Annotated in this window: 26 protein-coding genes; 11 read left to right on the forward strand and 15 right to left on the reverse strand. The window is 61.8% G+C overall.

Annotated features, from left to right (window positions below):
- Positions 1 to 8: 8 nt before the first annotated feature.
- From H097_RS01000 to H097_RS01015, 4 genes are read right to left on the reverse strand one after another with little or no spacing between them, the layout of a single operon-like run.
- Positions 9 to 452, reverse strand: a complete 444-nt coding sequence (locus H097_RS01000; protein WP_032856647.1) for a hypothetical protein — start codon at positions 450 to 452, stop codon at positions 9 to 11.
- The gene (locus H097_RS01005) at positions 442 to 1,740 is read right to left on the reverse strand and encodes a phosphatase PAP2/dual specificity phosphatase family protein (RefSeq protein WP_032856648.1); all 1,299 of its coding nucleotides are present in this window, start codon (positions 1,738 to 1,740) and stop codon (positions 442 to 444) included. The genes H097_RS01000 and H097_RS01005 overlap by 11 nt, the downstream gene beginning before the upstream one ends.
- Positions 1,741 to 1,742: 2 nt before the next feature.
- Positions 1,743 to 3,497: a bifunctional alpha/beta hydrolase/class I SAM-dependent methyltransferase gene (locus tag H097_RS01010; protein ID WP_032856649.1), complete on the reverse strand. Its 1,755-nt coding sequence runs from the start codon at positions 3,495 to 3,497 to the stop codon at positions 1,743 to 1,745.
- A gap of 10 nt (positions 3,498 to 3,507) precedes the next feature.
- Positions 3,508 to 4,131 (reverse strand): CDP-alcohol phosphatidyltransferase family protein, encoded by a 624-nt coding sequence (locus H097_RS01015; RefSeq protein WP_032856650.1) that lies wholly within the window; start codon positions 4,129 to 4,131, stop codon positions 3,508 to 3,510.
- A 216-nt stretch (positions 4,132 to 4,347) separates the two neighbouring features.
- Here H097_RS01015 and H097_RS01020 point away from each other — a divergent pair, with 216 nt between their 5' ends.
- From H097_RS01020 to cfaB, 4 genes are all read left to right on the forward strand, one after another.
- Positions 4,348 to 4,602 carry a membrane protein gene (locus H097_RS01020; protein WP_032856651.1) on the forward strand — a complete coding sequence of 85 codons (255 nt, stop codon included), beginning with the start codon at positions 4,348 to 4,350 and terminating at the stop codon, positions 4,600 to 4,602.
- Between the two features lie 62 nt (positions 4,603 to 4,664).
- On the forward strand, positions 4,665 to 5,510 hold the full coding sequence (locus H097_RS01025; RefSeq protein ID WP_032856652.1) for a DUF692 domain-containing protein: 846 nt from the start codon (positions 4,665 to 4,667) through the stop codon (positions 5,508 to 5,510).
- Positions 5,501 to 6,283 carry a DNA-binding domain-containing protein gene (locus H097_RS01030; RefSeq protein WP_032856653.1) on the forward strand — a complete coding sequence of 261 codons (783 nt, stop codon included), beginning with the start codon at positions 5,501 to 5,503 and terminating at the stop codon, positions 6,281 to 6,283. The genes H097_RS01025 and H097_RS01030 overlap by 10 nt, the downstream gene beginning before the upstream one ends.
- 86 nt (positions 6,284 to 6,369) lie before the next feature.
- Positions 6,370 to 7,554 carry a C17 cyclopropane fatty acid synthase CfaB gene (gene cfaB / locus H097_RS01035; protein WP_032856654.1) on the forward strand — a complete coding sequence of 395 codons (1,185 nt, stop codon included), beginning with the start codon at positions 6,370 to 6,372 and terminating at the stop codon, positions 7,552 to 7,554.
- Between the two features lie 133 nt (positions 7,555 to 7,687).
- On the opposite strand, the gene cls is transcribed toward cfaB, so the two are convergent.
- A complete protein-coding gene (gene cls, locus H097_RS01040) occupies positions 7,688 to 9,127 on the reverse strand; it encodes a cardiolipin synthase (protein ID WP_032856655.1) in 1,440 nt (479 codons plus the stop codon).
- Positions 9,128 to 9,257: 130 nt separating this feature from the next.
- Here cls and H097_RS01045 point away from each other — a divergent pair, with 130 nt between their 5' ends.
- A complete protein-coding gene (locus tag H097_RS01045; protein ID WP_032856656.1) occupies positions 9,258 to 9,779 on the forward strand; it encodes a DUF3617 domain-containing protein in 522 nt (173 codons plus the stop codon).
- Positions 9,780 to 9,825: 46 nt separating this feature from the next.
- Here the strand turns inward: H097_RS01045 and H097_RS01050 are convergent, their stop codons facing one another.
- The 7 genes from H097_RS01050 to folE2 are packed head-to-tail and all read right to left on the reverse strand — an operon-like array spanning position 9,826 to position 15,462.
- Positions 9,826 to 11,163 carry a dihydroorotase gene (locus tag H097_RS01050; protein ID WP_032856658.1) on the reverse strand — a complete coding sequence of 446 codons (1,338 nt, stop codon included), beginning with the start codon at positions 11,161 to 11,163 and terminating at the stop codon, positions 9,826 to 9,828.
- A 2-nt stretch (positions 11,164 to 11,165) separates the two neighbouring features.
- On the reverse strand, positions 11,166 to 11,726 hold the full coding sequence (locus tag H097_RS01055; protein ID WP_032856659.1) for a DapH/DapD/GlmU-related protein: 561 nt from the start codon (positions 11,724 to 11,726) through the stop codon (positions 11,166 to 11,168).
- The gene (hisI, locus tag H097_RS01060) at positions 11,723 to 12,148 is read right to left on the reverse strand and encodes a phosphoribosyl-AMP cyclohydrolase (RefSeq protein WP_032856660.1); all 426 of its coding nucleotides are present in this window, start codon (positions 12,146 to 12,148) and stop codon (positions 11,723 to 11,725) included. The genes H097_RS01055 and hisI overlap by 4 nt, the downstream gene beginning before the upstream one ends.
- Positions 12,145 to 13,023: a metal ABC transporter substrate-binding protein gene (locus H097_RS01065; RefSeq protein WP_032856661.1), complete on the reverse strand. Its 879-nt coding sequence runs from the start codon at positions 13,021 to 13,023 to the stop codon at positions 12,145 to 12,147. Before H097_RS01065 ends, hisI begins: the two co-directional genes overlap by 4 nt.
- Positions 13,024 to 13,034: 11 nt before the next feature.
- Entirely contained in the window at positions 13,035 to 13,901 is an 867-nt protein-coding gene (locus H097_RS01070; RefSeq protein WP_032856662.1) for a metal ABC transporter permease, read from the reverse strand.
- Positions 13,901 to 14,569, reverse strand: coding sequence for an ATP-binding cassette domain-containing protein (locus H097_RS01075; RefSeq protein WP_032856981.1), 669 nt, complete (start codon positions 14,567 to 14,569; stop codon positions 13,901 to 13,903). Before H097_RS01075 ends, H097_RS01070 begins: the two co-directional genes overlap by 1 nt.
- Entirely contained in the window at positions 14,566 to 15,462 is an 897-nt protein-coding gene (gene folE2, locus H097_RS01080) for a GTP cyclohydrolase FolE2 (protein WP_032856663.1), read from the reverse strand. Before folE2 ends, H097_RS01075 begins: the two co-directional genes overlap by 4 nt.
- A gap of 81 nt (positions 15,463 to 15,543) precedes the next feature.
- Between folE2 and H097_RS01085 the strand changes: the two genes are divergently transcribed.
- Positions 15,544 to 16,719 (forward strand): N-acetylmuramoyl-L-alanine amidase, encoded by a 1,176-nt coding sequence (locus H097_RS01085; RefSeq protein ID WP_032856664.1) that lies wholly within the window; start codon positions 15,544 to 15,546, stop codon positions 16,717 to 16,719.
- Here H097_RS01085 and H097_RS01090 read toward each other — a convergent pair.
- Entirely contained in the window at positions 16,716 to 17,084 is a 369-nt protein-coding gene (locus tag H097_RS01090; RefSeq protein WP_032856666.1) for a hypothetical protein, read from the reverse strand. The genes H097_RS01085 and H097_RS01090 overlap by 4 nt on opposite strands.
- A 126-nt stretch (positions 17,085 to 17,210) precedes the next feature.
- On the opposite strand from H097_RS01090, the gene dksA reads away from it, so the two are divergent.
- Genes dksA through H097_RS01110 form a run of 4 tightly spaced genes read left to right on the forward strand, consistent with a single transcriptional unit; the run spans position 17,211 to position 20,502 of the window.
- Positions 17,211 to 17,615 (forward strand): RNA polymerase-binding protein DksA, encoded by a 405-nt coding sequence (dksA, locus tag H097_RS01095; protein ID WP_032856668.1) that lies wholly within the window; start codon positions 17,211 to 17,213, stop codon positions 17,613 to 17,615.
- 26 nt (positions 17,616 to 17,641) lie between these two features.
- Positions 17,642 to 18,850 carry a zinc metallochaperone GTPase ZigA gene (zigA, locus tag H097_RS01100; RefSeq protein ID WP_032856669.1) on the forward strand — a complete coding sequence of 403 codons (1,209 nt, stop codon included), beginning with the start codon at positions 17,642 to 17,644 and terminating at the stop codon, positions 18,848 to 18,850.
- Positions 18,850 to 19,494, forward strand: coding sequence for a DUF1826 domain-containing protein (locus H097_RS01105; protein ID WP_032856671.1), 645 nt, complete (start codon positions 18,850 to 18,852; stop codon positions 19,492 to 19,494). Before zigA ends, H097_RS01105 begins: the two co-directional genes overlap by 1 nt.
- Positions 19,495 to 19,539: 45 nt before the next feature.
- Positions 19,540 to 20,502: a CobW-like GTP-binding protein gene (locus H097_RS01110; RefSeq protein ID WP_032856982.1), complete on the forward strand. Its 963-nt coding sequence runs from the start codon at positions 19,540 to 19,542 to the stop codon at positions 20,500 to 20,502.
- Here the strand turns inward: H097_RS01110 and H097_RS01115 are convergent.
- Positions 20,496 to 20,888 carry a DUF3301 domain-containing protein gene (locus H097_RS01115; protein ID WP_032856673.1) on the reverse strand — a complete coding sequence of 131 codons (393 nt, stop codon included), beginning with the start codon at positions 20,886 to 20,888 and terminating at the stop codon, positions 20,496 to 20,498. The two genes, H097_RS01110 and H097_RS01115, sit on opposite strands and share 7 nt — an antisense overlap.
- A 116-nt stretch (positions 20,889 to 21,004) precedes the next feature.
- Between H097_RS01115 and pdxY the strand changes: the two genes are divergently transcribed.
- Positions 21,005 to 21,877 carry a pyridoxal kinase PdxY gene (pdxY, locus tag H097_RS01120; protein ID WP_032856675.1) on the forward strand — a complete coding sequence of 291 codons (873 nt, stop codon included), beginning with the start codon at positions 21,005 to 21,007 and terminating at the stop codon, positions 21,875 to 21,877.
- A gap of 68 nt (positions 21,878 to 21,945) precedes the next feature.
- On the opposite strand, the gene H097_RS01125 is transcribed toward pdxY, so the two are convergent.
- Positions 21,946 to 22,431: an acyl-CoA thioesterase gene (locus H097_RS01125; protein ID WP_032856676.1), complete on the reverse strand. Its 486-nt coding sequence runs from the start codon at positions 22,429 to 22,431 to the stop codon at positions 21,946 to 21,948.
- Between the last annotated feature and the right edge of the window lie 39 nt (positions 22,432 to 22,470).

Raw genomic sequence — 22,470 nt, forward strand, 5'->3', positions numbered from 1 at the left:
AGGATTCCTTATCCGGAGAAGGGCAGCCACGGGCTGGCCAGGATGACGGCCAATGTCAGTAAGACTTGCGCGCCCAGCAGGTAAGCCTGTTTGCGCAGCAATTTGAGGGCGCCGCGCTGGCGCTCGGCCCAGGGTCGGCTGGCGCGGTTGGCCGGTTGCAGGCCCAGGCTTTGCAGGCTCTGGTCCAGTTCGCCGGTGCGCTCTATGTCCTTGGCCAGCAGCGCAAACAGATCGGCATCGAACGCCACCCGCAGTGCCCAATACTTTTGCAGCAGCCCAAGGATAATCATCCACAGGCTGAGCAGCAGGCAGATCGGCGCGATACTGACCATCAACAGTTGCGCCAGGCCAAACAGCACCCCGAGCAAGGTCAGGCCTGTGGATAACTGATCCAGCGAGCGGCCGCGGCGCAGCAGGCTGGCGACCACCTGGAGTTGCATATCAGCGGGCATGCGGCAGTTCTCCCAAGGCTTGGCGGTGATTGGCATGCAGGACCACATCCGGTCGTGCTGTACGAATAATAGCCAGTGCCTCATCCACCGTGTTGGCACGCCCGCTGTGCAGCAGCCATGCAGCCACGGCGCAGGCACTGCGCGAATAACCGAGGGCGCAGCACACCAGCAACGGCCCGTGTTCGCGCAAGCGCTCAATGGCTTGGGCCGCTTCCAGGCACTGTGCAGGTGTAGGTACGGTCAGGTCGAGGATGGGCAGGGCATGGTAAGCGCGGCCTTGTGGATAAACCGGCAGTTCGGCACACAGGTCGACCACGGCATTGAATGAATTTAACTGTGCTGCTGTCGGAATCCGCCCTAGCCAGACGTTATCCACAACCTGGTCGGGCTGTGGATGTTTGCGCGTCCAGAGCCGTGAGTTGAGCCACGCCGCCGCGAGATAAGGCGCATACAGCCAGCGTGCTGCCGGGCTGAGGCGCCCATCCGCGCGTTTCTGAAAACCTGCGGCGCCCAGCAGCCAATAGTTGAGCGCCACCAATAACACCGCCACGGCCGGCCAGAGCAGCCACAACCCTGCGCCCCCCAACGTAAAGGCCGCTATCGCCAGCAACAGGGCGCCCACGGCGTAACGCAAGCCCAGGCGCCAGTGTTTCGGGTCCTGGGTCAGCCGTGCATGCAACAGCGGGCTTGGATGATCCACCGGCCATAGCCACACACACAGCCAGCCGGCCAGGGCGCCTGTGGGTAAGTCGATAAAGTGATGCTGGTAAGTGGTCAGCACCGAAATGCCGATCAGGGCGAACCAGCCATGCACCAGCCAGCGCCACAGGCCCTGGGTATGGCGCTGGTACATGACCCACAGGATTACCAGCAAGGCGATATGCAGCGAAGGCGCCTGGTTGAACGGTTTGTCGAACCCCGCCAGCACCGCGAACAGCCAACCGAACACGCCGTCCATTTCCGGTCGCTCGAAGGTGAAGCGCAATGGCCACAGCAGGAAGCAACTCACTGCAATCACCTGGGCACTGAGCAGGCGCAGGGCATGTTGCTTGAGTTCATGGCGGCTGTTGGGCAGCAGCAGGGAGAAGCCGTAGAGCAGGTCGATCGACCAGTAAGGCACGATGGTCCAGGCCCAGAACGGCATATGGGTTTCCCAGGCGAACACCAGGGTGCCGACGTCGCTGCGCTGGCTGGTGACCCAGGTGGCGAAGCCGTAGGTGCTGAAAAACAGCGGTGCCAACAGCAGCAGCCACAGTAACGCTGGTTTGAACAGTCCCGGTTCGCGCATGCTCAGATCTTCTGCGCCAGCGAGACGCTGAAGATGCCCCACTCATCCACGCGCTGGGTGATCTTGCGAAAGCCCGCCGCCTCCACCAATTGATCCATTTCCGCCTGGCTGCGACGCCGCATCACCCAGGCCTGGCCCTGGCGATGGCTGGTGAGGGCGCGGGCGATCAGTTCCAGCTGCGGGTGCCATGGTTGGCCGGTGTACACCAGGTACCCGCCGGGCTCCACGGCTTCGGCCAGGCCGGCCAGGGAGCCGCCGACCATGGCGTTATCGGCAAACAGTTCATACAGCCCGGACACCACGGCCAACGTTGGCTTGGGCGCCAGCGCCGCCAGGTCGGCCCGGTCAAACGCATCGCCTTTGACGAACTGTGCAATATCCCCCAGGCCTTTCTCGCGGATCAGCGCGCCGCCGTCGCGTACGTTGATATCGCTGTAGTCGCGCAACAGGATCGATTCCGGCAGTGGAGAAACGCCCTGCAAGGCTTCCAGAATGTACCGACCATGCCCGGCGGCGATGTCGACGATGCGCACTTCACGAGCGTCGTCCCGCAGTTTGGCCATGGCCAGGCGCAGCAACTCTTCGACATGCAGTTTGCGCTGGCGAATCCCACGCCAGCCGATGGAGTTCAGGTAGTTGGTGTCGATCATCCGCCCCAGCGCACCTTTGCCGGTGGGCTTGTTGCGGTAGACATAGTCCAGGGTGCTGCCGGAATCGAAACCGGTGTCAAAGCCCAGTTTCACGCCCTCGGACAACTGGCGACCCAGGCCCATGCTGGCGCGGGTCATGCGCCAGTACAGGTCGCGCAGTGAGTTGCGTGGCAGCGGCGCGGCGAGGGATTCGGATTCGGCGCAGGTCGCGCCGATCTTGTCGGCATCCAGCAGGCTGGCGCGGTCCAGCGGGTGTGCGAAGTTTTGCAGGATAAAACGCCTGGCGCTGGCCAGTGCCACGGCGCGGTCACGTTCGCCGAGGGTGTCGTGGAAAAAGCCGGGGAGGATGTGCAGTTCTTTTTTCAGGCTGCCAAGGCGTTCGAAGAATTGCTGCTGGGGTTTGCGATGGACCACAAAGTCCGAGCCGGAGATCAGCAGTTGGGTCGGCACCTGGATGGCCTGGGCGTCGGCGACCACGCGGTCGGCCGCTTCGTACAGGCCCAGCAGCACGTTCACCGAGATTGCCTTGGTGATCAGCGGGTCGCTGTCATAGGACGCCACGCGCTCCGGGTCATGGCTGAGAAACTTGGCCTTGACGTAGCTGTTGACGAAAAAGTTGCCGCGAAAGCGCCGCATCAGCGCCAGGCCTGGCCGGGCGAAGGGCACGTAGAGCTTGACCTTGAACGCCGGGGAGGCAAGCACCAGGGCGCGGATGTTCGGCGCGTAGTCGTGGACCCAGGTGGCGGCGATCACCGCGCCGACGCTTTGGGCGATGACGGCGAGGTTGGCGGGCTCAATGCCATAGGTTGTGCCGATATGGTCACAGAAGGTCTGCACGTCCCGCGCGCTGGTGGCAAAGCTTGGGCTATCGCCACGCTCGCCGGGTGATTGGCCGTGGCCGCGGGCGTCCCAGGCGAAGAAATCGAAGTGCGGCAGGTCCAGCTCATCCACCAGGTGCGCAATGCGCCCGGAATGCTCGTGGCCACGATGGAACAGCAGGATCGCCTGGCGCGGCTCGCTGCCTGCCTCTGTGGTCGCGGGCCAGTGCCGATAGAAAAGTTCTACGCCGTCATGGGTGCTGAAGGTGTGTTGCTGCTGTTCGCGCATCGCAAGATCCTTATGCCGTCGGGGAGATGTCTTGTGGTTCTTTGAGGCCCTGGCGCACACGGTTGACCAGGGTGTAGGCGAGCAACGCAGCCATCAGCCACATCACCCCGTCGACCCAGCCGGCGCCGAGCCAGCCCAAGGCCACGCCGGTGGCGAGTACGCCGAGGACAAACGCACGGTCACTCTTGCCCATGGGCCCGTCATAGCGCCGCGATGCGCCGACCATGGGCCCGAGCACGCCAGCGTATTCGCTGAACACCGCCAGCAGTGTCACCAGCAACACCGGTGCCAGGCTGACCCCGGGAATCAAGGCAAATGGCAGGATCAGCGCGCTGTCGGCGATCACGTCGCACAGTTCATTGAGGTAGGCGCCCAGGCGCGACTGCTGGCCGAACTCCCGGGCGAGCATGCCGTCGATGGCATTGAGGGCCATGCGCAGGATCATCCACAGCGGGATCAACGCGAACAGCCAGGTGTACTGGGCGAAACCGGCGATCAGCAGGCCCACCAGCAACGACACGATCCCGGCCAGCACCGTGATCTGGTTGGCGGTGGTGCCGTTGTCATACAGGCGCTGTACCAGAGGGCGCAGCAGGTTTTGAAAACGCGGTTTGAGCTGATAGATCGAAATCATGAGAGTGACGCTTCCTTGTCCGTGATCCCGCGAAAAAACTGCTGCGAGTGTGACGACAAATCGCGGCGGGCACTAGTGATGGCTCCTACAAGGATTCAGGAAACCACGAAAATTTTCACAGCGTTGTAACGTCCATCCGGCACCTCACTCTAGTGCTGTGTCGGGACGGAACAAACCGTTCAGCCGACCCCCTACAGACCCATGAGGAATACAACAATGAACTTCAAGAATGCCGTTTCCGGTGCTGCCCTGGCCATTGCTGCCGCCACGATGTTTGCCGGTGTCGCGACCCAGGTCCAGGCCGCCGATGAAGCGAATGTGCATTGCTACGGCGTGACCTCCTGCAAAGGCATGAACGATTGCAAGACCGCTGAGAACGCCTGCAAGGGCCAGGCTGTCTGCAAGGGCCATGGTTTCAAGTCTATGACCAAGGCAGCCTGCGATGCGGCTGGTGGCAAAGTCGGCGAATAACCGCGAATACGTGATCCCGCAGCGGTGTGCACGCCGCTGTGGACACTTTCCAGGAGTTCGTCATGTCGGTATCGGTTCCTTGCCTGGGCTACGGCCTGGGTTTACGCAGCGCTTACTATCAAGAGATTATCGAGCAGTCGCCCGATGTGGACTGGTTTGAAATCGTCTCCGAGAATTATCTGGTCCAGGGCGGTAAAGCCCTGTACTACCTGGACGCCATCGCCGAGCGCTATCCGCTGGTGATGCATGGCGTGTCCCTGTCCATCGGCGGGCCCCATGCCCTCGATATGGACTACCTCAAGCAGCTCAAGCAATTGGCTGACCGGGTCAAGCCGGCCTGGGTGTCCGATCACCTGTGCTGGAGCCGTGGCAACGCCCATCAACTGCATGATTTGCTGCCGCTGCCCTACACCGGGGAAAGCCTGCGCCACGTCGCCGACCGTGTACGGCAGGTACAAGACGTGTTGCAGCGGCCATTGGTGCTGGAAAATGTCTCCAGCTATGTGCGATCCAAGGACGATGAATTCACCGAGTGGGAATTCCTCAGCGCCTTGACCCACCTCAGCGGTTGCGAGCTGCTGTTGGACGTCAACAACGTATATGTCAGCTCGCGCAATCACGGTTTCGACGCCTGGACCTTTATCCGTAACCTGCCGCCGCAGCGCATCCGCCAACTGCACCTGGCCGGGCATATGGATTACGGTGACTACGTGGTCGATACCCATGACCATCCCGTGTGTGACCCGGTGTGGCAGCTGTATCAACAGACCCTGGAACACCTGGGGCCGGTGGCGACATTGCTGGAGCGCGATGACCATTTCCCGCCATTCGCCGAGCTGCTCGACGAACTGGGCAAGGCCCGTGAGTTGGGGGCTGGCGCCTTGGCCAGGAGGTCGTTATGCGCCTGATCGAGTGGCAACTGGCGTTCGAACGACATCTCTTGGCAGACAGTGACAACAGTGGCTTTGGCAGCACGTTGATCGGTGGCCCGACCCTGGATGTCGACACTGGGCTGGCGATCTACCACAACGCCTACCGGGCTCGCCTGCTGGAAGTGATGCAAGGGGATTTTCCAGGGCTGTGGCATTGGCTGGGGGATGACGAGTTTGCTGGGCTGGTGGCGGCCTATGTGCATCGTTACCCCTCGACGCACTTCAGCTTGCGCTGGTTGGGGCAGCGGTTTGAAGGCTTTATTGGCGAGCATCTGGTCGCCGAACAAAGCGCCCCCCTGGCAGAACTGGCCCGCCTGGAATGGGCCTTTACCCTGGCGTTTGATGCGCCAGCGGGCCAACCCCTGACCCTGCAGGATATGGCGCAACTGGCCCCCGAGGCCTGGCCGTTGCTGCAGGTCGAGTGGGCCCCAGCAGTGCAGCAGGTGGTGTGCCGCTTCAACAGCCTGCAGATCTGGCGCGCGGTCAAGGCGCAGGCTGAGTTTCCCGGTAGCCAGCCATTGCCGCTGGCCGAGGTGTGCCTGATCTGGCGTGACCAACAGGTGTGCCGCTACCGCAGCCTGGAGCCCGACGAGGCGTACGCCCTGGCCGGGATGGCCGAGCGGGGTTGGACGTTTTCAGAACTGTGCGCCGAATTGGCAGTCACTTATCAAGAGGGCGCGCCGCTGCAAGCTGTCACGTGGTTGAAACAGTGGGTTCAGGACGGTTTGCTGCAACGTCGGGCACCATAGAATGGGGCTATTGAATCGATAGCCTGCTACTTTTTTATGGATGGTCTACCCTCATTTCAGACGTCTGAAACAAGGGGGGACTACTCATGCTCGCGCAACTTCCACCGGCCTTACAGAATCTTCAGCTACCGCTGCGTCTGCGACTCTGGGATGGCCATGAATTCAACCTGGGCCCGGAGCCCAGCGTCACGATTGTGGTCAAGGACCCGGTGATGGTGACGCAACTGAGCCATCCCACGCTCGATTCCCTGGGCGCTGCCTTCGTTGAAGGCAAACTGGAGCTGGAAGGCTCCATCAGCGATGTGATCCGGGTGTGTGACGAATTGAGCCACGCACTGGTCGAGGAAGATGAGCACGCCGGACCGGTGCGTTCGATCCACGACAAGGCTACGGACGCCGCCGCGATTTCCTACCATTACGACCTGTCGAACGAGTTCTACCAGCTCTGGCTGGACCGCGACATGGCCTATTCCTGCGGTTACTTCGAGACCGGCAGCGAATCCCTGGACCAGGCCCAGCAAGACAAATTCCGCCACCTGTGCCGCAAGTTGCGCTTGCAGCCTGGGGAATATCTGCTGGATGTCGGTTGCGGCTGGGGCGGGCTGGCGCGTTATGCGGCGCGGGAGTTTGGGGTCAAGGTGTTCGGCATCACCCTGAGCAAGGAACAACTGGCACTGGCCAGGGAGCGGGTGCTCGCCGAGGGTCTGGAAGACCAGGTGGAGTTGGCGTTGCTCGACTATCGCGACCTGCCCCAGGACGGGCGGTTCGACAAAGTGGTCAGCGTCGGCATGTTTGAACACGTTGGGCACGCGAACCTGGCGCAGTACTGCCAGACCCTGTTCGGCGCCGTGCGCGAAGGTGGCCTGGTGCTCAACCATGGCATCACTGCCAAACATACCGACGGCCGCCCGGTGGGGCGTGGCGCCGGCGAGTTTATCGAGCGCTACGTGTTCCCCAATGGCGAGTTGCCGCACCTGGTGATGATCAGCGCCCAAATCAGTGAAGTGGGTCTGGAAGTGGTCGACGTGGAAAGCCTGCGCCTGCATTACGCACGCACCCTGGACCACTGGAGCGAGCGCCTGGAAGACAACCTGGAAGCCGCTGCGAAGATGGTGCCGGAGCAGGCACTGCGCATCTGGCGCTTGTATCTGGCGGGTTGCGCCTACGCGTTTGCCAGGGGCTGGATCAACCTGCACCAGATCCTGGCAGTCAAACCCCATGCCGATGGCAGCCATGAGTTGCCGTGGACGCGGGAAGACCTTTACCGCTGAGGTCTTTGGGTACGCTGCAATACTAAATGTGGGAGCGGGCTTGCTCGCGATAGCGGTGTAACAGTCGGTAATTATTGTGACTGGCACTCCGCTTTCGCGAGCAAGCCCGCTCCCACATTGGTTCTGCGTTGGTCTATAGGATCGGGGAAATCAGCCGCGCCACCCGCATGCCCAATTGTTGCAGGCGGCGGGTCTGCAGGCTTTCTTCCTGGCTGATTTCATGGGCCTGGGCAAAGTCGTCCAGCAGCATGTGTTCCACTTCGCTGGCGAAGGCTTTGTCGACCGTCAGCAACATCACTTCGAAATTGAGGCGGAATGAACGGTTGTCCAGATTCGCACTGCCGATAGCGCTGATTTCGCGGTCTACCAGCACCACTTTCTGATGCAAGAAACCGGGTTTGTAGCGGAATACCCGGACCCCGGCGCGTACTGCTTCAATCGCGTACAGGCTGGACGCCGCATAGACAATCCGATGGTCGGGGCGTGATGGCAACAGCAAGCGCACATCCACACCACGCAATACCGCCAGGCGCAGTGCGGCGAATACCGCTTCATCGGGGATGAAATACGGGCTGGTGAGCCACACCCGCTCGGTGGCCGCGTGAATGGCTTCGACGAAAAACAGCGAGCAGGTTTCATACGGGTCCGCCGGGCCGCTTGCCAGCAGTTGGCAGAGCACGCCGTCATCGGCATAGGTGTCGGGCAGGATCAGTGGCGGCAGTTCGCGTGCAGCCCAGAACCAGTCTTCGGCAAACGACTCCTGCAGGCACGCCACCACCGGGCCGCTGACTTGCACGTGGGTGTCGCGCCAGGGCGCGAGCGGCGGTTTTTTACCCATGTATTCGTCGCCGACGTTATGCCCGCCGACAAATCCGCTAAGACCATCCACCACGACAATCTTGCGGTGGTTGCGGAAATTCACCTGAAAACGATTGAGCCAGCCGCTGCGGGTGGCAAACGCCTTGATCTGTACCCCGGCGTCGCGCAGCGATTGCACATAGCGGTGGGGCAGGGAGTGGCTGCCGATGCGGTCATACAGCACGTAGATGGCCACGCCCTCGGCGGCCTTGGCCTTGAGCAGGGCGTGCAGTTGGCGCCCGAGTTCATCGTCATGAATGATGAAGAACTGCACCAGCACAGCCGTCCTGGCCGCGCGGATGGCCTCGAAGATGGCGCTGAAGGTCGCGTCGCCATTGACCAGCAAACGCACCTGATTATTGGCCAGGCACGGCATGCGTCCCAGCTTGGGCATGGCGCGCAGGGAGGCGTAGGCGTGGGAGTTGCGCGCGGCCAGGGCCTCTTCGACCCAGGGGCGCCAGTTCAGTTCGGTGATTGCCTTGTGCATCTCCTGGTTGGCCTGGCGCCGGGCCTGGATATAGGCATCGAAGCTACTGCGGCCAAAGATCAGGTAGGGAATCAGTGTCAGGTAAGGCATGAACATCAGCGACAGCGCCCAGGCGATCGAGCCTTGGGCGGTGCGTACGGTCAGCACCGCGTGCAGGGCGGCGAGGGAGCCGAGAAAATGCAGGGTTGCGATGAAGTAGCCAAGCAGGTGCGGGCCGAAGAAATCCATGGACAACATTACTCCTGACAATCCAATGCGTAACAGACCATGTTCGGCGGCGATTGTCGCTATTTTATTGAGCATGCAACGCCGACCACTTTACGACGTCTAACACCGACAATTACCCAGGAGTTACCCGATGAATGCTCGTCTGCTTGGTTTGGCCATGGTTGTTGGTTTGACGCTGCCGGTGGCAGCGCAGGCGCAGATGTTGGCGCCGGGCTTGTGGGAATTGACCACCAGCAATATGAAGGTCGATAACCAGAACCTGCCTGACTTGTCGTTGATCCTCGGTCAACTGAAGCAACAGATGACCCCGGAACAGCGCGCTGTGCTGGAAAAACAAGGCATTACCATGGCCGGCAAGGGCGTGCAGGTGTGCCTGACCCCCGCGCAAGTAGCCTCCGATTCGATCCCGCTGACCGACCCGCAATCGGGTTGCAAGCAAGAGGTGACAGACAAGACCGGCAACCAGTGGAAGTTCCGCTTCAGTTGCCCGAAAGCCCAGGGCAGTGGCGTGGCGACGTTCCAGAGCCAGAAGGCGTTCACCACCTCGGTCAACGGCACTTTCAACGCCACCGGTATCCAGCAGAACGGCAGCCTCGACACTCAAGCCCAGTGGTTGGGCAGCGACTGCGGTACGGTAAAACCTCGCGCCTGAAGCATCCCCCTGTAGGCGCCGGCAAACCGTCTCCTACACATTTGGGTCAGCGTAAAAAGTGCAGGGGCAGCCCCTGGCAACTGTCGATCACCTGACCGTCATGCCAGGCCAGGTGCCCCGATACCAACGTGGTGCTGACACTGTGGCGAAAGCTACGCTCGGCAAACGGCGTCCACCCACAACGCGCCAGGATCGGCTGGCTGCTTACCGGTTTGCCGTGGGGCTCGGGCTTGATCAGTACCAGATCGGCCCAATAGCCTTCACGCAGGTAACCCCGGTCGGGTATGGCGAAGAGGTCGGCGACGCGATGGCTGGTCTTGGCCACCAACGTGGTCAGCGGCAGCAGGCCGTCAGCCACCAACTCCAATAATGCCGGCAGTGCATGTTGCACCAGGGGCAACCCCGCGGGTGCCTCGCGGTACGGCCGCTGTTTTTGCTCCCAGGTGTGAGGCGCATGGTCGGTGCCGATCACATCCAACCGGTTGCTGAGCAAGGCCAGGCGCAGGGCATTGCGGTCGGCACGGGTCTTGATCGCCGGGTTGCATTTGATCTGATGGCCCAGGCGCGCGTAGTCACGATCATCGAACAGCAAGTGATGCACACAGACTTCAGCAGTGATGAGTTTTTCTGCCAGCGGCTTGTCTTCGAACAGTGCCAGTTCCCGGGCGCTGGTCAGGTGCAGCACATGCAAACGCGTACCGTGGCGACGGGCCAGGTCCACCGCCAGGGACGAGGATTGGTAGCAGGCTTCGGCATCACGGATCAGCGGGTGCGCGACGGCAGGAATGGCTTCGCCGAAGCGGTTGCGCAAACGTTGCTCGTTGGCCTGGATGCTCGGCGTATGCTCGCAGTGCGCGAGCAATATTGTCGGCACCTCGGCAAATAGCCGCTCCAGAATCTGCGGATCATCCACCAGCATATTGCCGGTGGAGGCCCCCATAAACACTTTGACTCCGGCAACCTTGCGCGGATCAAGGGCGGCCACGGTATCGAGGTTGTCGTTGCTGACCCCAAAGTGAAAGCCATAGTTGGCCACCGAGTGCAGGGCGGCGCGGCGTTTTTTGTCGGCCAGTGCTTCGAGGGTCAAGGTCGCCGGCTGGGTGTTGGGCATGTCCATGAAACTGGTGATCCCGCCGGCGACAGCTGCACGGGACTCGCTGTAGATACTGCCTTTGTCCGGCGCGCCAGGCTCACGAAAATGCACCTGGTCGTCAATCATGCCTGGCAGCAACCACTGACCCTGGGCGTCGATCTCGACAGCGGCGTTTTGCCCTTCGATGCTGCTGGCGATTTTTTTGATACGACCGTTGGTGACCAGCACGTCGGCGTCCAATTCCTGGCCTTCATTCACCAGGCGGGCGTTGCGGATCAGCAGGCTGCTCATAGTCAGAACTCGTTTTGCAGGGCTTTGTAGCCGCGTACCAGATCAACGTTTGTACGGGCCACGTCTTCGGAAAACTCCGAGGCACTGACACTCACTGGCGGGAACTGCGACAGGTCGGTGTTGGGCCCGATACGGGTGGTGGAGGGCACATAGAACGCGGCGGGCAAGTCGCGACCATCGACCACCGAGTTGTGCCGCACCACACAGCCATCACCGACCACACAGTTGAACAGCACGCTGTTGAAACCGATAAACACCCGATCGCCGACGATGCAGGGGCCGTGGACAATCGAGCGGTGAGCAATGGAGGTGAATTCGCCGATGGTTACCGCCGCGCCGGATTTTGAGTGGATCACCACGCCGTCCTGGATATTGGAGTTGGCGCCGATAGTGATCGGATCCATGGCGCCGTCGGCGTTGACTTCGTCGGCGCGAATCACCGCATAGGGGCCGACAAATACATTTTCGCCGATGACCACTTTGCCGCAGATGATCGCGGTTTTATCGACGTAGGCTGACTCGGCAATGACCGGCAGATCGCCGGAGGGGTTCTTGCGGATCATGCAGCAGGTTCCTTGAGGGGCGCGGTGAGGATGTGTACCTGGTGGTCTTCAATGGCGTTGTAAAAGCAGGTCGGGCGCCCGGTGTGGCACGCCGGGCCTTGTTGGTCGACGATCAGCAGGACGGCATCGCCGTCGCAGTCCAGGCGTGCTTCGATCAACTGTTGCCTGTGGCCTGAGCTTTCACCCTTGCGCCACAAGCGCTGACGCGAGCGTGACCAGTAGCAGACCTGGCCGCTGGCGAGGGTTTCGTCGAGGGCCTGGCGGTTCATCCAGGCCAGCATCAATACCTCGCCGCTGCGGTGTTGCTGGGCGATGGCGGCAATCAGGCCGTCGCTGTTCCACGGCAAGGCATCCAGTACCTGGGCCAGGGGAAAGCGGCTGCCCACGGCGGCGGCTTCCAGTTCAAGCATCGACAGTGTCATGGCGTGCCCAAGGCGTCGGACAAGGTGTTGAGGTTGTATTCAAACAGGCCGATAAAGGTACTGGCCGGGCCTTTGGCAGCCAGGGCATCGGAGTACAACGTGCCGCCGATATGCGCGCCGCTTTCCTCGGCAATCTGCTTGAGCAGGCGTGCGTCCTTGATGTTCTCGATGAAGACCGCCTTGACGTGGGCCTGGCGGATCTGGGTGATCAGCGCGGCGACTTCGGCGGCCGATGGCTCGCGCTCGGTGGACAAACCTTGGGGCGCCATGAAGTCGATACCGTAGGCCTGGCCCAGGTAGCCGAAGGCGTCATGGGAAGTGACGATGCGTCGATTGCCCGCAGGCAGCGCGGCAAACTTGGCCTTGGCTTCGGCCAGCAGGCGGTAGATCTTTTGCAGGTACGCCTGGCTGTTGCGTTGATAGTCGGCCTTGTTGGCCGGGTCGGCAGTGATCAATGCCTGGGTGATGTTGCTGATGTAGATTTCGGCGTTGGCCAGGTTATGCCAAGCGTGGGGGTCGGGGGTCTTTTCACCGTCTTCGTCCAGCGTTCGCGCGATCACGCCTTTGCTGGCGGTGACCACCGTGGCCGGGGTCTCGGTGCTGGCAACCAGGCGATCGAGCCACGGCTCGAAACCCAGGCCATTTTTGATGATGACGCGGGCCTTGAGCAGCGCCTTGGCATCGTCGGGTGATGGCTCATAGGTGTGTGCATCGGCATCGGGGCCGACCATGTTGCTGAGCTGGATATGTTCGCCGCCGACCTGCTGGGTCATGTCGGCGAGAATGCTGAAGCTGGTGACCACCTGGAGCTTATCTTGGGCGGTCGCGAACGACAGCGGTAGCAGGACGCTGAACAGTACGAGTAGAGCGCGCATCGGAAAACACCTCATTGGGATGTAAGCAAGGGCGGGCGGCGCAGCAAGCCATGTACCGGCCCGAACACCACGGACAGCAGGTACAAGCCGCCAGCCACCAGCACAATCGCCGGGCCGCTGGGCAGCGAGTAATAGAACGACAGCAACAAGCCAAGCCACACCGACACGCATCCGAGCAGCGCCGATATCGCGATCAATACCGGCAGCCGCCGGCTCCAGAAGCGTGACGCCGCGGCGGGCAACATCATCAGGCCGACCACCATCAAGGCGCCGATGGCCTGGAAACCGATCACCAGGTTCAACACCACCAGGGTCAGGAACACACCATGGGCCAACGGCCCGAGGCGACTGACGGTTTGCAGGAACAGGGGGTCGAGGGTGTCCAGCACCAGCAGTTTGTAGATCAGTGCCATGGCGATCAGGCTGAAGCCGGACACCCACAGCATGCCGGTCAAGGTCGGGCCGTCTACCGCCAGCGCCGAGCCGAACAGCAGGTGCAGCAGGTCCAGGCGCTTGCCGGCCAGACCAAGGATCAGCACGCCGGCGGCCAGGGAAATCGGGTAGATCGCAGCCAGGCTGGCATCTTCGCGCAGGCCGGTGCGGCGGGTGATCCACGCGGCGAGGCCGGCCATGCCCAAGCCGGCGCCGAGGCCTCCGAGGGTCAGGGCCGGCAGGCTCAGGCCGGCAAACCAGAAGCCCAGTGCGGCGCCGGGCAGGATGCCGTGGGCCACCGCATCGCCGATCAGGCTCATGCGCCGCAGGATCAGGAACACCCCCAGCGGCGCGGTGCTACAGGCCAGCAGCAGGCCGCCGAGCAGGGCGCGGCGCATGAACACGAAGTCGCTGAAGGGCATCCACAGTTGGGCGGTGAGGTGCATCAGGCGACCTGCATCTGCGGTTGTTGCAGGATCAGTGCGGTGCTCGGCGCGAGCACGCAACCGCTGCTTTTGATCTGCAACGCCTGTGGCAGATGTTGGCGGACAGCGGCCAGGTCATGGCAGACCACCAGCAAGGTGCGTCCTTCGGCATGCCAGGCGTGGATATGTTTCCACAGCAGCGCCTGGCCTTGTTCATCCAGTGCGGCATGGGGCTCATCCAGCAACAACACCGGCGCTTCGGCCAGGCTGAGGCGGGCGAGTAGGGCGCGTTGCAGTTCACCTCCGGACAGGGCCATCAAGGGGCGCTGTTCCAGGCCGTTGAGGCACCAGTCCTCCAGCACGGCTTGCAGACGTTGGCTGCGTTGTTGCGGGGAGTGTTTTGTCGCCCAGAAACCGGCAATCACCAGTTCTTGAAGGCTGATAGGAAACTGCCGGTCCAGATATTGTTGCTGTGGCAGGAAAGACAGCCCGCCGCGCCGTGGAACGTCCAACGTGACCTTGCCCGCCAGGGGCTTCTGCAGGCCGGCGATGACTTTCAACAAACTGCTTTTACCCGACCCGTTTGCGCCGATCACCCCGGTCAGGCTGCCTTTGTCCAGTTCGATATCAATGGCCGGTGTCAGCGGTTGGCCCGGAGCGCCCCAGCGCAAGGCATTGCAACGGATCACGCGCGAGCCCTCGTCCAACGGCTTTCGGCCACGGCGTCGTGGGCGTGCAAGCTTTCGGCGTGGATGACTTTGAGGTGAAAGGCTTGCACGGCGTCCGAGCGTTGCAGCGCCAGGTTCAGGCGGCGGGCGGCGTCTTCACAGAACATCAGGTTCTGCCCGTTGGCCAAGGCGAAGGCTTGTTCATCGGCCCGTTTGACCGCGGTTTGTACGGCTGTGCCAAGGGCGGCTTCGGCCTGGTCGATCAACTCAGTCAGTGGCAGCGAGGGTTGCCCAGGTTGCAGATCAACCCGCAAGTGCGCAGTGCTGCGCTGGCTGTGCGGTGTGGCGATGATCCCTTTGGCGCTGCCAAGCCAGGCCAACACGTCTTCGTGTTGCAACGACGTGTTAGCGAAGTCATCGATAAATTGCTGCTGAATCAACTGCCTGGCGAGGGCAGCCGAGCACGGGCAGGTTGAGGAATAACTAACGTCAATTTTTAGTTCCACGTGGAACATCTGCTTTTCCAGGCGTGCTTCGATGCTCACCGGATAGCTCTTCCAACCGGCTAATGGGCTGACCAGCGCAGGACGTTTAAGCAACAAGTCGGTATGAATCCGCAGGTACGCACTGTTCGACAAGCCTTCATGGCTATCGAGAAAACGCTGTAGCACCTGGCGCAGCAGCGCCGGTTGCAGGTCTTGTGACTCAAGCATTTCCAGCGCCAGGTATAAGCGCGACATATGAATGCCGCGCGCCTCGCCATCGTCCAGGCTTACTCCTGCATCGGCCTTGGCGCTCAAACGTTGGCCGTCGATCAGGATGGGCAGGGCAATGCCACACATGCCCACCCAGTCGAGTGGCAAGGCTTGGCGAGAAGCCTGCGCGGCGATATCCGGCAGAGTCAGCGCATTCATAAGCAGGTCCATCGTTGGATATAAACTGACATGTTATAGTATAGCAATTCAGTCGACGATTATTTTTCTGCGGTGAATGTCATGCACAGACGTCAACTCCTTAGCCTGCTGCTGGCCAGCTCCGTGTTTACTTTGCCTTTTGCGCTGCATGCGACGCAGATCCGCAATGCGCGCCTGTGGCGTTCCAATGACAAGCTGCGGTTGGTGTTCGATCTCAGCGGCCCGGTGAGCTACAAGACCTTTTCCCTGAGCGCGCCCGAGCGGCTGATCATCGACTTGAGCGGCGCGGGCCTGAGCGGTGATTTCAGCCAATTGGCACTGGCCAACAGTGGCATTACCGCGATTCGCTCCGGGCGCCAGGGTACGGGCGACACCCGAATCGTCCTCGACCTGGCCCAACCGATGCAGCTCAACAGCTTTGTCCTGCCGCCGCAGGATGGGCAGGGGCATCGCCTGGTGCTGGACCTGAGCAGCAGCGCCCGCCAAGCGTCGGTGGAGAAAGCGCATCCGAAGCGCGACATTATCGTTGTGGTCGACCCTGGCCACGGTGGCAAGGACCCCGGTGCTGTTGGCGCCAAAGGTGAGCGGGAAAAGGATGTGGTCCTGGCCATCTCCCAGTTGCTGGCCAAGCGGCTCAAGCGCGAGAAGGGCTTTACCGTAAAGCTGGTACGCAACGATGATTTCTTCGTACCGCTGCGCAAACGGGTGGAGATCGCCCGGCGCTACAAGGCCGATATGTTTATCTCGGTTCACGCAGATGCGGCGCCACGGCTGACGGCGTCGGGGGCTTCGGTGTATGCCTTGTCCGAAGGCGGTGCCACGTCGGCAACGGCGCGCTTCATGGCGCAGCGGGAAAACGGCGCCGACCTGTTGGGCGCCACCAGCCTGCTCAACCTCAAGGACAAGGACCCGATGCTCGCCGGGGTCATCCTCGATATGTCGATGAGTGCCACCCTGGCCGCCAGCCTGCAACTGGGCAATACCGTACTGGGCAGCCTGGCGGGCATCACCACGTTGCATCAAAAGCGTGTGGAGCAGGCGGGGTTCGCGGTTCTCAAGTCGCCGGACGTGCCGTCGATCCTGGTGGAAACCGGCTTTATCTCCAATGTCCGTGACAGCCAGCGGCTGGTCACTGCGCGTCATCAACAGGCAATCGCGGATGGCCTGTTTGAAGGGTTGCAGCGCTACTTCCAGAAAAACCCACCGATCAACAGTTACATGGCCTGGGCCCAGCAGCAGAAGAACGGCCAGGCCTAGCAGCCGGTGATGCGGCTACACGTGAACTTGGCGCTGGCGCCGCCGGAGCTGGAAAACCGGTTGATCGTGGTCCAGCCCACGCGCTGCGTGTAGCCAACCCATGCCTCACCATCGGAGGCCAGCCCGGTAAAAAACGTCAACTGGCCATAACGGCTGTTGGTCTGGGCCCAGTAGCGCTTGCCGATCACCTCGAACCCGCGCAAATAGGTGGTGCTGCCCACGGTGGCGACGCTGTACGCGTTGCCCTGGGCATCGACGCAGGCCAACAGGGTGGCGCTGCGGGTGCAGGTGGCCAATTGGCTCGGCACTTGCGCGCTGACCTGGTTCGCGACCAGCAGCAACATGCCGCACAACAGGTATTTCATAAGGCTTCTCGGGGCATGGACGGGCTCAAGGATTGCGCCCTTCGTCGCGTCAGGCAAGCGGGGATTAGCTTATTTGCATTGTTATACTATAACATTAAAGCGAAGCCTGACCCGTGAACCGACCTGATGACTGAACAAGACCTGCTTGCCCAATCGCCCGCCGATTACATGAGCGAGCCCCAGCAAACCTTTTTCCGCCAGTTACTGCTGGCCCAGCGCGCTGACTTGCAAGCGCGCATCGACGCCGAGTTCATGGTGCTGCGCGAGCAGGAACCCAACAGCGACCCCGCCGATGTCGGCAGCGCCGAAGAACAGCGCCAATGGCAACTGCGCCTGCTGGAGCGAGAAAAGAAGCTGTTGGACAAGATCGACGAAGCCCTGGAGCTCCTGGCCCGCGGTGAATACGGCTGGTGCCGCGAAACGGGCGAGCCGATTGGCCTCAAGCGCCTGTTGCTGCGGCCTACAGCGACCCTGTGTATCGAAGCCAAAGAACGTGAAGAGCTGCGCGAACGCCATCAACGGGCGATTTGACCGGCCACCCTGATGAGGAACACCTGATGACCGACCGTCTACCCGTTACCGTGCTGTCCGGATTTCTCGGCGCCGGCAAAAGCACCCTGCTCAATTACGTCCTGCGCAACCGCGAGAACCTGCGGGTGGCGGTGATCGTCAACGACATGAGCGAGATCAACATTGATGGTGGCGAGGTCCAGCGCGACGTCAGCCTCAACCGCTCGGAAGAAAAACTGGTCGAGATGAGCAACGGCTGCATCTGCTGCACCTTGCGTGAAGACTTACTGATTGAGGTCACAAAGCTCGCCAGGGATGGCCGGTTCGATTACTTGTTGATTGAGTCCACCGGCATTTCCGAGCCGCTGCCAGTGGCCGAAACCTTCACCTTTCGCGATGAAAACGGTCAGAGCCTGGCGGATATTGCGCGCCTGGACACCATGGTTACGGTGGTCGACGGCATGAACTTCCTGCTCGATTACCAGGCGGCCGAAAGCCTGGCGTCCCGTGGCGAAACCCTGGGTGAGGAGGACGAGCGTTCTATCACTGACTTGCTGATCGAACAGATCGAGTTTGCCGACGTCATCCTGATCAGCAAGATCGACCTGATCAGCAGCCACGAACGTGAAGAACTGGTGGCCATCCTTGAGCGCCTGAATGCCCAGGCGCGCATCATTCCCATGGTCATGGGCGAAGTGCCGTTGGCCGAGATCCTCAACACCGGGCGTTTCGACTTCGAGCGCGCGGCCCAGGCGCCGGGCTGGTTGCAAGAGTTGCGCGGTGAACATGTGCCGGAGACCGAGGAATATGGCATTGCCTCCACGGCCTATCGGGCGCGTCGGCCATTCCACCCGCAACGGTTTTTCGACTTTATCGACCGCCCGTGGACCAACGGCAAACTGCTGCGCTCCAAGGGGTTTTTCTGGCTGGCCAGCAAGCACCGCGACGCCGGCAGTTGGTCCCAGGCCGGCGGCTTGATGCGCCATGGTTTTGCCGGTCGCTGGTGGCGCTTCGTGCCCAAGAGCCAATGGCCTGAGGACCAGGAAAGCGTTGCGGCGATCATGGGCAACTGGCAGTTGAGTACTGGCGATTGCCGCCAGGAACTGGTGTTTATCGGGCAGAACATCGATTTTGCGCAACTGCGTGTTGAGCTGGACGCGTGCCTGCTGACCGATGAAGAAATGGCCCTGGGCGTCGAAGGTTGGCGCCATATGGTCGACCCTTTTGGCCCTTGGTACGAGGAGGCAGCCGCCTGATGCTGGCACCTGTGATTCAACTGCGCCCGGTGATTCGCCAGACCCGTGGGGAAACCCCGCTGGCCCTCGCCGACATCCTGGACAACGGTGTGAACCTGGCGCTGTGGCAGCGCCAGTTGCCGCTGCATATTGCCGAGTTTGGCGCCTTGCTGGTCTCGCTGAACGAGCCGCTTGCCGAGTCGCTGGTGGTGGAGTTGGACAGCGAAGAGGCTGAGCCCAACTTGCTGGGCCTGGCCGCAGGCTGTCGTGATCTGGAAGGCTACGACGGGTTTATCGCCGATGTGGCGTGGCTGGTCAGCGCCTTTGCCTGCCTGTTGGGGGCCAAGCGCATCGGCGTGCGGCTGAGGCTGCTGGATAAGGCCATGTGCCCGCGTTTTCATGTCGATCATGTGCCGGTGCGCTTGATCACCACCTACGCCGGCATCGGCAGTCAGTGGCTGCGCGAAGGGGTGATGGACCGCCGCCAGTTGAGCCAGGCAGACTCGGAACCCAGCGAGCGCATCGAGCAGATCCACTGTGGTGAGGTTGCCCTGCTCAAAGGCGAAAAGTGGCGCGGTAATGAAGGCTACGGCTTGATTCATCGCTCGCCGGCGCTGGCCGCCAACGAGCGACGGCTGATTCTGACGCTGGATTGGTTGGCATAACCGGGTAGGATCAAGCCTCTCTACACGGTCAGAATAATGTCCAGCATGCTGCAAAATATTCCCACTCATGTGATTGCCGGGCCTTTGGGCGCCGGCAAGACCAGCCTGATCAAGCACCTGCTCGCCCAGCGCCCGCCCCACGAACGCTGGGCAGTGTTGATCAATGAGTTCGGGCAGATTGGCCTGGATGCCGCGCTGCTGACCCTGGATGACGATGGTATTGCCTTGGGCGAAGTGGCTGGCGGCTGCTTGTGTTGTGTGAATGGCGCGCCGTTCCAGGTAGGCCTGGGCCGTTTGTTGCGTAAGGCCAAGCCCGACCGGTTGTTTATCGAGCCCTCGGGGCTTGGCCACCCGGCGCAATTGCTCCAGCAGTTGCGCCAGGCGCCCTGGCACACCGTGCTGGCCGTCCAGCCTTGTGTGCTGGTACTCGACGCCCAGGCGCTGGCGGCGGGCAGGTCATTGCCCGAGGCCCAGCGTGAGGCGCTGGTCAGTGCCGGGTTGCTGGTGCTGAACAAGGATGAAGGGCTGGACGCCGTACAGCGTGGCGAGATTGAAAGGGCGCTGCCGGCTTGCGAGATTTTCTGGACCCGACAGGCGCAACTGCCATTGGCCCGGCTGCCGGGGCTCGATGCTCAGGCGGGGGCGGTTGTGGATAACTTCGAAACACCCAAGGGGCTGGGGCAGATCCCGGCTGTCTGGAGCGATCCGTGCGTGCCGATTTGCCTGCATCAGGCCCAGGCAGGTGCGTGGAGCATCGGTTGGCGCTGGCATCCGAGCCAGCAGTTCGACACCAGCAAGGTCCGGCAATGGCTGGAAAGTTTGGACTGGCAGCGCGCCAAACTGGTTATCCACAGTGTCGGTGGCTGGGTCTCGGCCAACGCTGTGGATAACACCACGCTCACCTGGCAGCCCAGCGAATGGCGGCGGGACTCACGTATCGAGCTGATTTTCAGCGAGGAACAGGACGTGGCTATGCTGCAAGCAGCCTTGGCCAATTGCCGTCAGTGACGGGTCTTGCTGTGCTCCTGGCGCCACTGGCTCAGTTCAATCACTTCGGCAGTGGGCGGCGGCGTCTTTATTTCAAACGGATAGGGCGCCAGTTCGATCTGCGCACTGTGGGCACCAAACTGGGTGATGGTACCGGGATGGCGTGCTTCGCCGGTCACGGTGAACTCAAAGTTGTAGACCCGCGCCAAACGCCGACGGCCGTTGGCGTCCTTGACGAAACCGATGCGTTTCAAGGCCACGGCGCCGTCGAGCAGCTCGATGTCGAGCTTGGCGCAATGCTGCTTGACCCTCTCCAGCGCGCGCTCGCGCAGGCCGTGGTTGTGCCACACCCAAGCGGCAGCCGCCGCCAGCAGCATCAGCACAAAGATATTTCCCAGGGTCAGCATGCGATTTGCTCCAACAAAGTAAGGCCAGCTTAACTGTGTCTCCGGTCTGTCGTACAGGCTGCTTTTAGTCGCATACTGCGCGGCCAGAATTTAACGGTTTTACGGAAATCCCCTGCATGAAACGTACGCCTCATCTGCTTGCGATCCAGTCCCATGTGGTCTTCGGCCATGCCGGCAACAGCGCCGCCGTGTTTCCCATGCAGCGGGTGGGGGTGAATGTCTGGCCGCTCAACACCGTGCAGTTCTCCAACCATACCCAGTATGGCCAGTGGGCGGGAGAAGTGTTGGCGCCGCAGCAAATTCCTGCGTTGGTAGAAGGGATCGCGGCGATTGGCGAGCTGGGTAACTGCGACGCGGTGCTGTCTGGCTACCTGGGCAGCGCCGCCCAGGGCCGGGCGATCCTGACCGGTGTGGCGCGGATCAAGGCGATCAACCCCAAGGCGCTGTACCTGTGCGACCCGGTGATGGGCCACCCGGAAAAAGGCTGCATCGTGCCGCAGGAAGTCAGTGATTTTTTGCTGGACGAAGCCGTCGCCATGGCCGACTTCCTGTGCCCCAACCAACTGGAACTGGACAGCTTCTCGGGGCGCAAGCCGCAGTCGCTGTTCGATTGCCTGGGCATGGCGCGAGCGCTGCTGGCGCGCGGCCCCAAAGCGGTGCTGGTCAAGCACCTGGACTATCCGGGCAAGCTGGCGGACGGTTTCGAGATGTTGTTGGTGACTGCCGAAGGCAGCTGGCACCTGCGCCGGCCGCTGTTGGCATTCCCGCGCCAGCCGGTGGGCGTGGGCGACTTGACCTCAGGTTTGTTCCTGGCGCGGGTGCTGCTGGGCGACAGCCTGCTGGCGGCCTTCGAGTTCACTGCGGCGGCTGTGCATGAAGTGCTGCTGGAAACCCAGGCGTGCGCCAGTTACGAGTTGGAGTTGGTACGAGCCCAGGACCGCATCGCCCACCCGCGCGTGCGCTTCGAAGCCACGCCGATCAGCCTGTAACACCACCAACCCTAATGTGGGAGCGGGCAAGCCCGCTCCCACATTAGGGTTGGGTTTACAGTTTGGGATCAGAGGGCGTCGGCCTTGATTTCCTGGTAGCGCTTCTCCAGCTCCTGGCGAACCTGGCGACGCTGCTTGCCCTGGATAAACCGGCGCTTGTCTTCACTGTTCTGTGGCTGCAACGCGGGCACGGCGGCCGGTTTGCGGTCGTCGTCGACAGCGACCATGGTAAAAAAGCAGCTGTTGGTATGGCGTACCGAGCGCTCGCGGATGTTCTCGGTGACGACCTTGATCCCCACTTCCATCGACGTGTTGCCGGTGTAGTTGACCGACGCCAGGAACGTCACCAACTCGCCGACATGGATCGGCTCGCGAAAAATCACCTGGTCCACCGACAGTGTGACTACGTAGCGGCCGGCATAACGGCTGGCGCAGGCGTAGGCCACTTCGTCGAGGTACTTGAGCAGGGTGCCGCCGTGGACATTGCCTGAGAAGTTGGCCATGTCAGGGGTCATCAATACCGTCATCGACAGCTGGGCGTTTCCGGGTTCCATAGCACACTCACGGTTGTAGGCATTGGTTGGGGGGCACCT

This window comes from Pseudomonas sp. FH4, assembly GCF_000510915.2.
Taxonomy (GTDB): Bacteria; Pseudomonadota; Gammaproteobacteria; order Pseudomonadales; family Pseudomonadaceae; genus Aquipseudomonas; species Aquipseudomonas brenneri.

What these genes read in the sequence shown, in the direction of transcription:
- H097_RS01000 (WP_032856647.1), bottom strand. Translation starts at nt 452, where the DNA reads ATGCCCGCTGATATGCAACTCCAGGTGGTCGCCAGCCTGCTGCGCCGC.
- H097_RS01005 (WP_032856648.1), bottom strand. Translation starts at nt 1,740, where the DNA reads ATGCGCGAACCGGGACTGTTCAAACCAGCGTTACTGTGGCTGCTGCTG.
- H097_RS01010 (WP_032856649.1), bottom strand. Translation starts at nt 3,497, where the DNA reads ATGCGCGAACAGCAGCAACACACCTTCAGCACCCATGACGGCGTAGAA.
- H097_RS01015 (WP_032856650.1), bottom strand. Translation starts at nt 4,131, where the DNA reads ATGATTTCGATCTATCAGCTCAAACCGCGTTTTCAAAACCTGCTGCGC.
- H097_RS01020 (WP_032856651.1), top strand. Translation starts at nt 4,348, where the DNA reads ATGAACTTCAAGAATGCCGTTTCCGGTGCTGCCCTGGCCATTGCTGCC.
- H097_RS01025 (WP_032856652.1), top strand. Translation starts at nt 4,665, where the DNA reads ATGTCGGTATCGGTTCCTTGCCTGGGCTACGGCCTGGGTTTACGCAGC.
- H097_RS01030 (WP_032856653.1), top strand. Translation starts at nt 5,501, where the DNA reads ATGCGCCTGATCGAGTGGCAACTGGCGTTCGAACGACATCTCTTGGCA.
- cfaB (WP_032856654.1), top strand. Translation starts at nt 6,370, where the DNA reads ATGCTCGCGCAACTTCCACCGGCCTTACAGAATCTTCAGCTACCGCTG.
- cls (WP_032856655.1), bottom strand. Translation starts at nt 9,127, where the DNA reads ATGGATTTCTTCGGCCCGCACCTGCTTGGCTACTTCATCGCAACCCTG.
- H097_RS01045 (WP_032856656.1), top strand. Translation starts at nt 9,258, where the DNA reads ATGAATGCTCGTCTGCTTGGTTTGGCCATGGTTGTTGGTTTGACGCTG.
- H097_RS01050 (WP_032856658.1), bottom strand. Translation starts at nt 11,163, where the DNA reads ATGAGCAGCCTGCTGATCCGCAACGCCCGCCTGGTGAATGAAGGCCAG.
- H097_RS01055 (WP_032856659.1), bottom strand. Translation starts at nt 11,726, where the DNA reads ATGATCCGCAAGAACCCCTCCGGCGATCTGCCGGTCATTGCCGAGTCA.
- hisI (WP_032856660.1), bottom strand. Translation starts at nt 12,148, where the DNA reads ATGACACTGTCGATGCTTGAACTGGAAGCCGCCGCCGTGGGCAGCCGC.
- H097_RS01065 (WP_032856661.1), bottom strand. Translation starts at nt 13,023, where the DNA reads ATGCGCGCTCTACTCGTACTGTTCAGCGTCCTGCTACCGCTGTCGTTC.
- H097_RS01070 (WP_032856662.1), bottom strand. Translation starts at nt 13,901, where the DNA reads ATGCACCTCACCGCCCAACTGTGGATGCCCTTCAGCGACTTCGTGTTC.
- folE2 (WP_032856663.1), bottom strand. Translation starts at nt 15,462, where the DNA reads ATGAATGCGCTGACTCTGCCGGATATCGCCGCGCAGGCTTCTCGCCAA.
- H097_RS01085 (WP_032856664.1), top strand. Translation starts at nt 15,544, where the DNA reads ATGCACAGACGTCAACTCCTTAGCCTGCTGCTGGCCAGCTCCGTGTTT.
- H097_RS01090 (WP_032856666.1), bottom strand. Translation starts at nt 17,084, where the DNA reads ATGAAATACCTGTTGTGCGGCATGTTGCTGCTGGTCGCGAACCAGGTC.
- dksA (WP_032856668.1), top strand. Translation starts at nt 17,211, where the DNA reads ATGACTGAACAAGACCTGCTTGCCCAATCGCCCGCCGATTACATGAGC.
- zigA (WP_032856669.1), top strand. Translation starts at nt 17,642, where the DNA reads ATGACCGACCGTCTACCCGTTACCGTGCTGTCCGGATTTCTCGGCGCC.
- H097_RS01105 (WP_032856671.1), top strand. Translation starts at nt 18,850, where the DNA reads ATGCTGGCACCTGTGATTCAACTGCGCCCGGTGATTCGCCAGACCCGT.
- H097_RS01110 (WP_032856982.1), top strand. Translation starts at nt 19,540, where the DNA reads ATGCTGCAAAATATTCCCACTCATGTGATTGCCGGGCCTTTGGGCGCC.
- H097_RS01115 (WP_032856673.1), bottom strand. Translation starts at nt 20,888, where the DNA reads ATGCTGACCCTGGGAAATATCTTTGTGCTGATGCTGCTGGCGGCGGCT.
- pdxY (WP_032856675.1), top strand. Translation starts at nt 21,005, where the DNA reads ATGAAACGTACGCCTCATCTGCTTGCGATCCAGTCCCATGTGGTCTTC.
- H097_RS01125 (WP_032856676.1), bottom strand. Translation starts at nt 22,431, where the DNA reads ATGGAACCCGGAAACGCCCAGCTGTCGATGACGGTATTGATGACCCCT.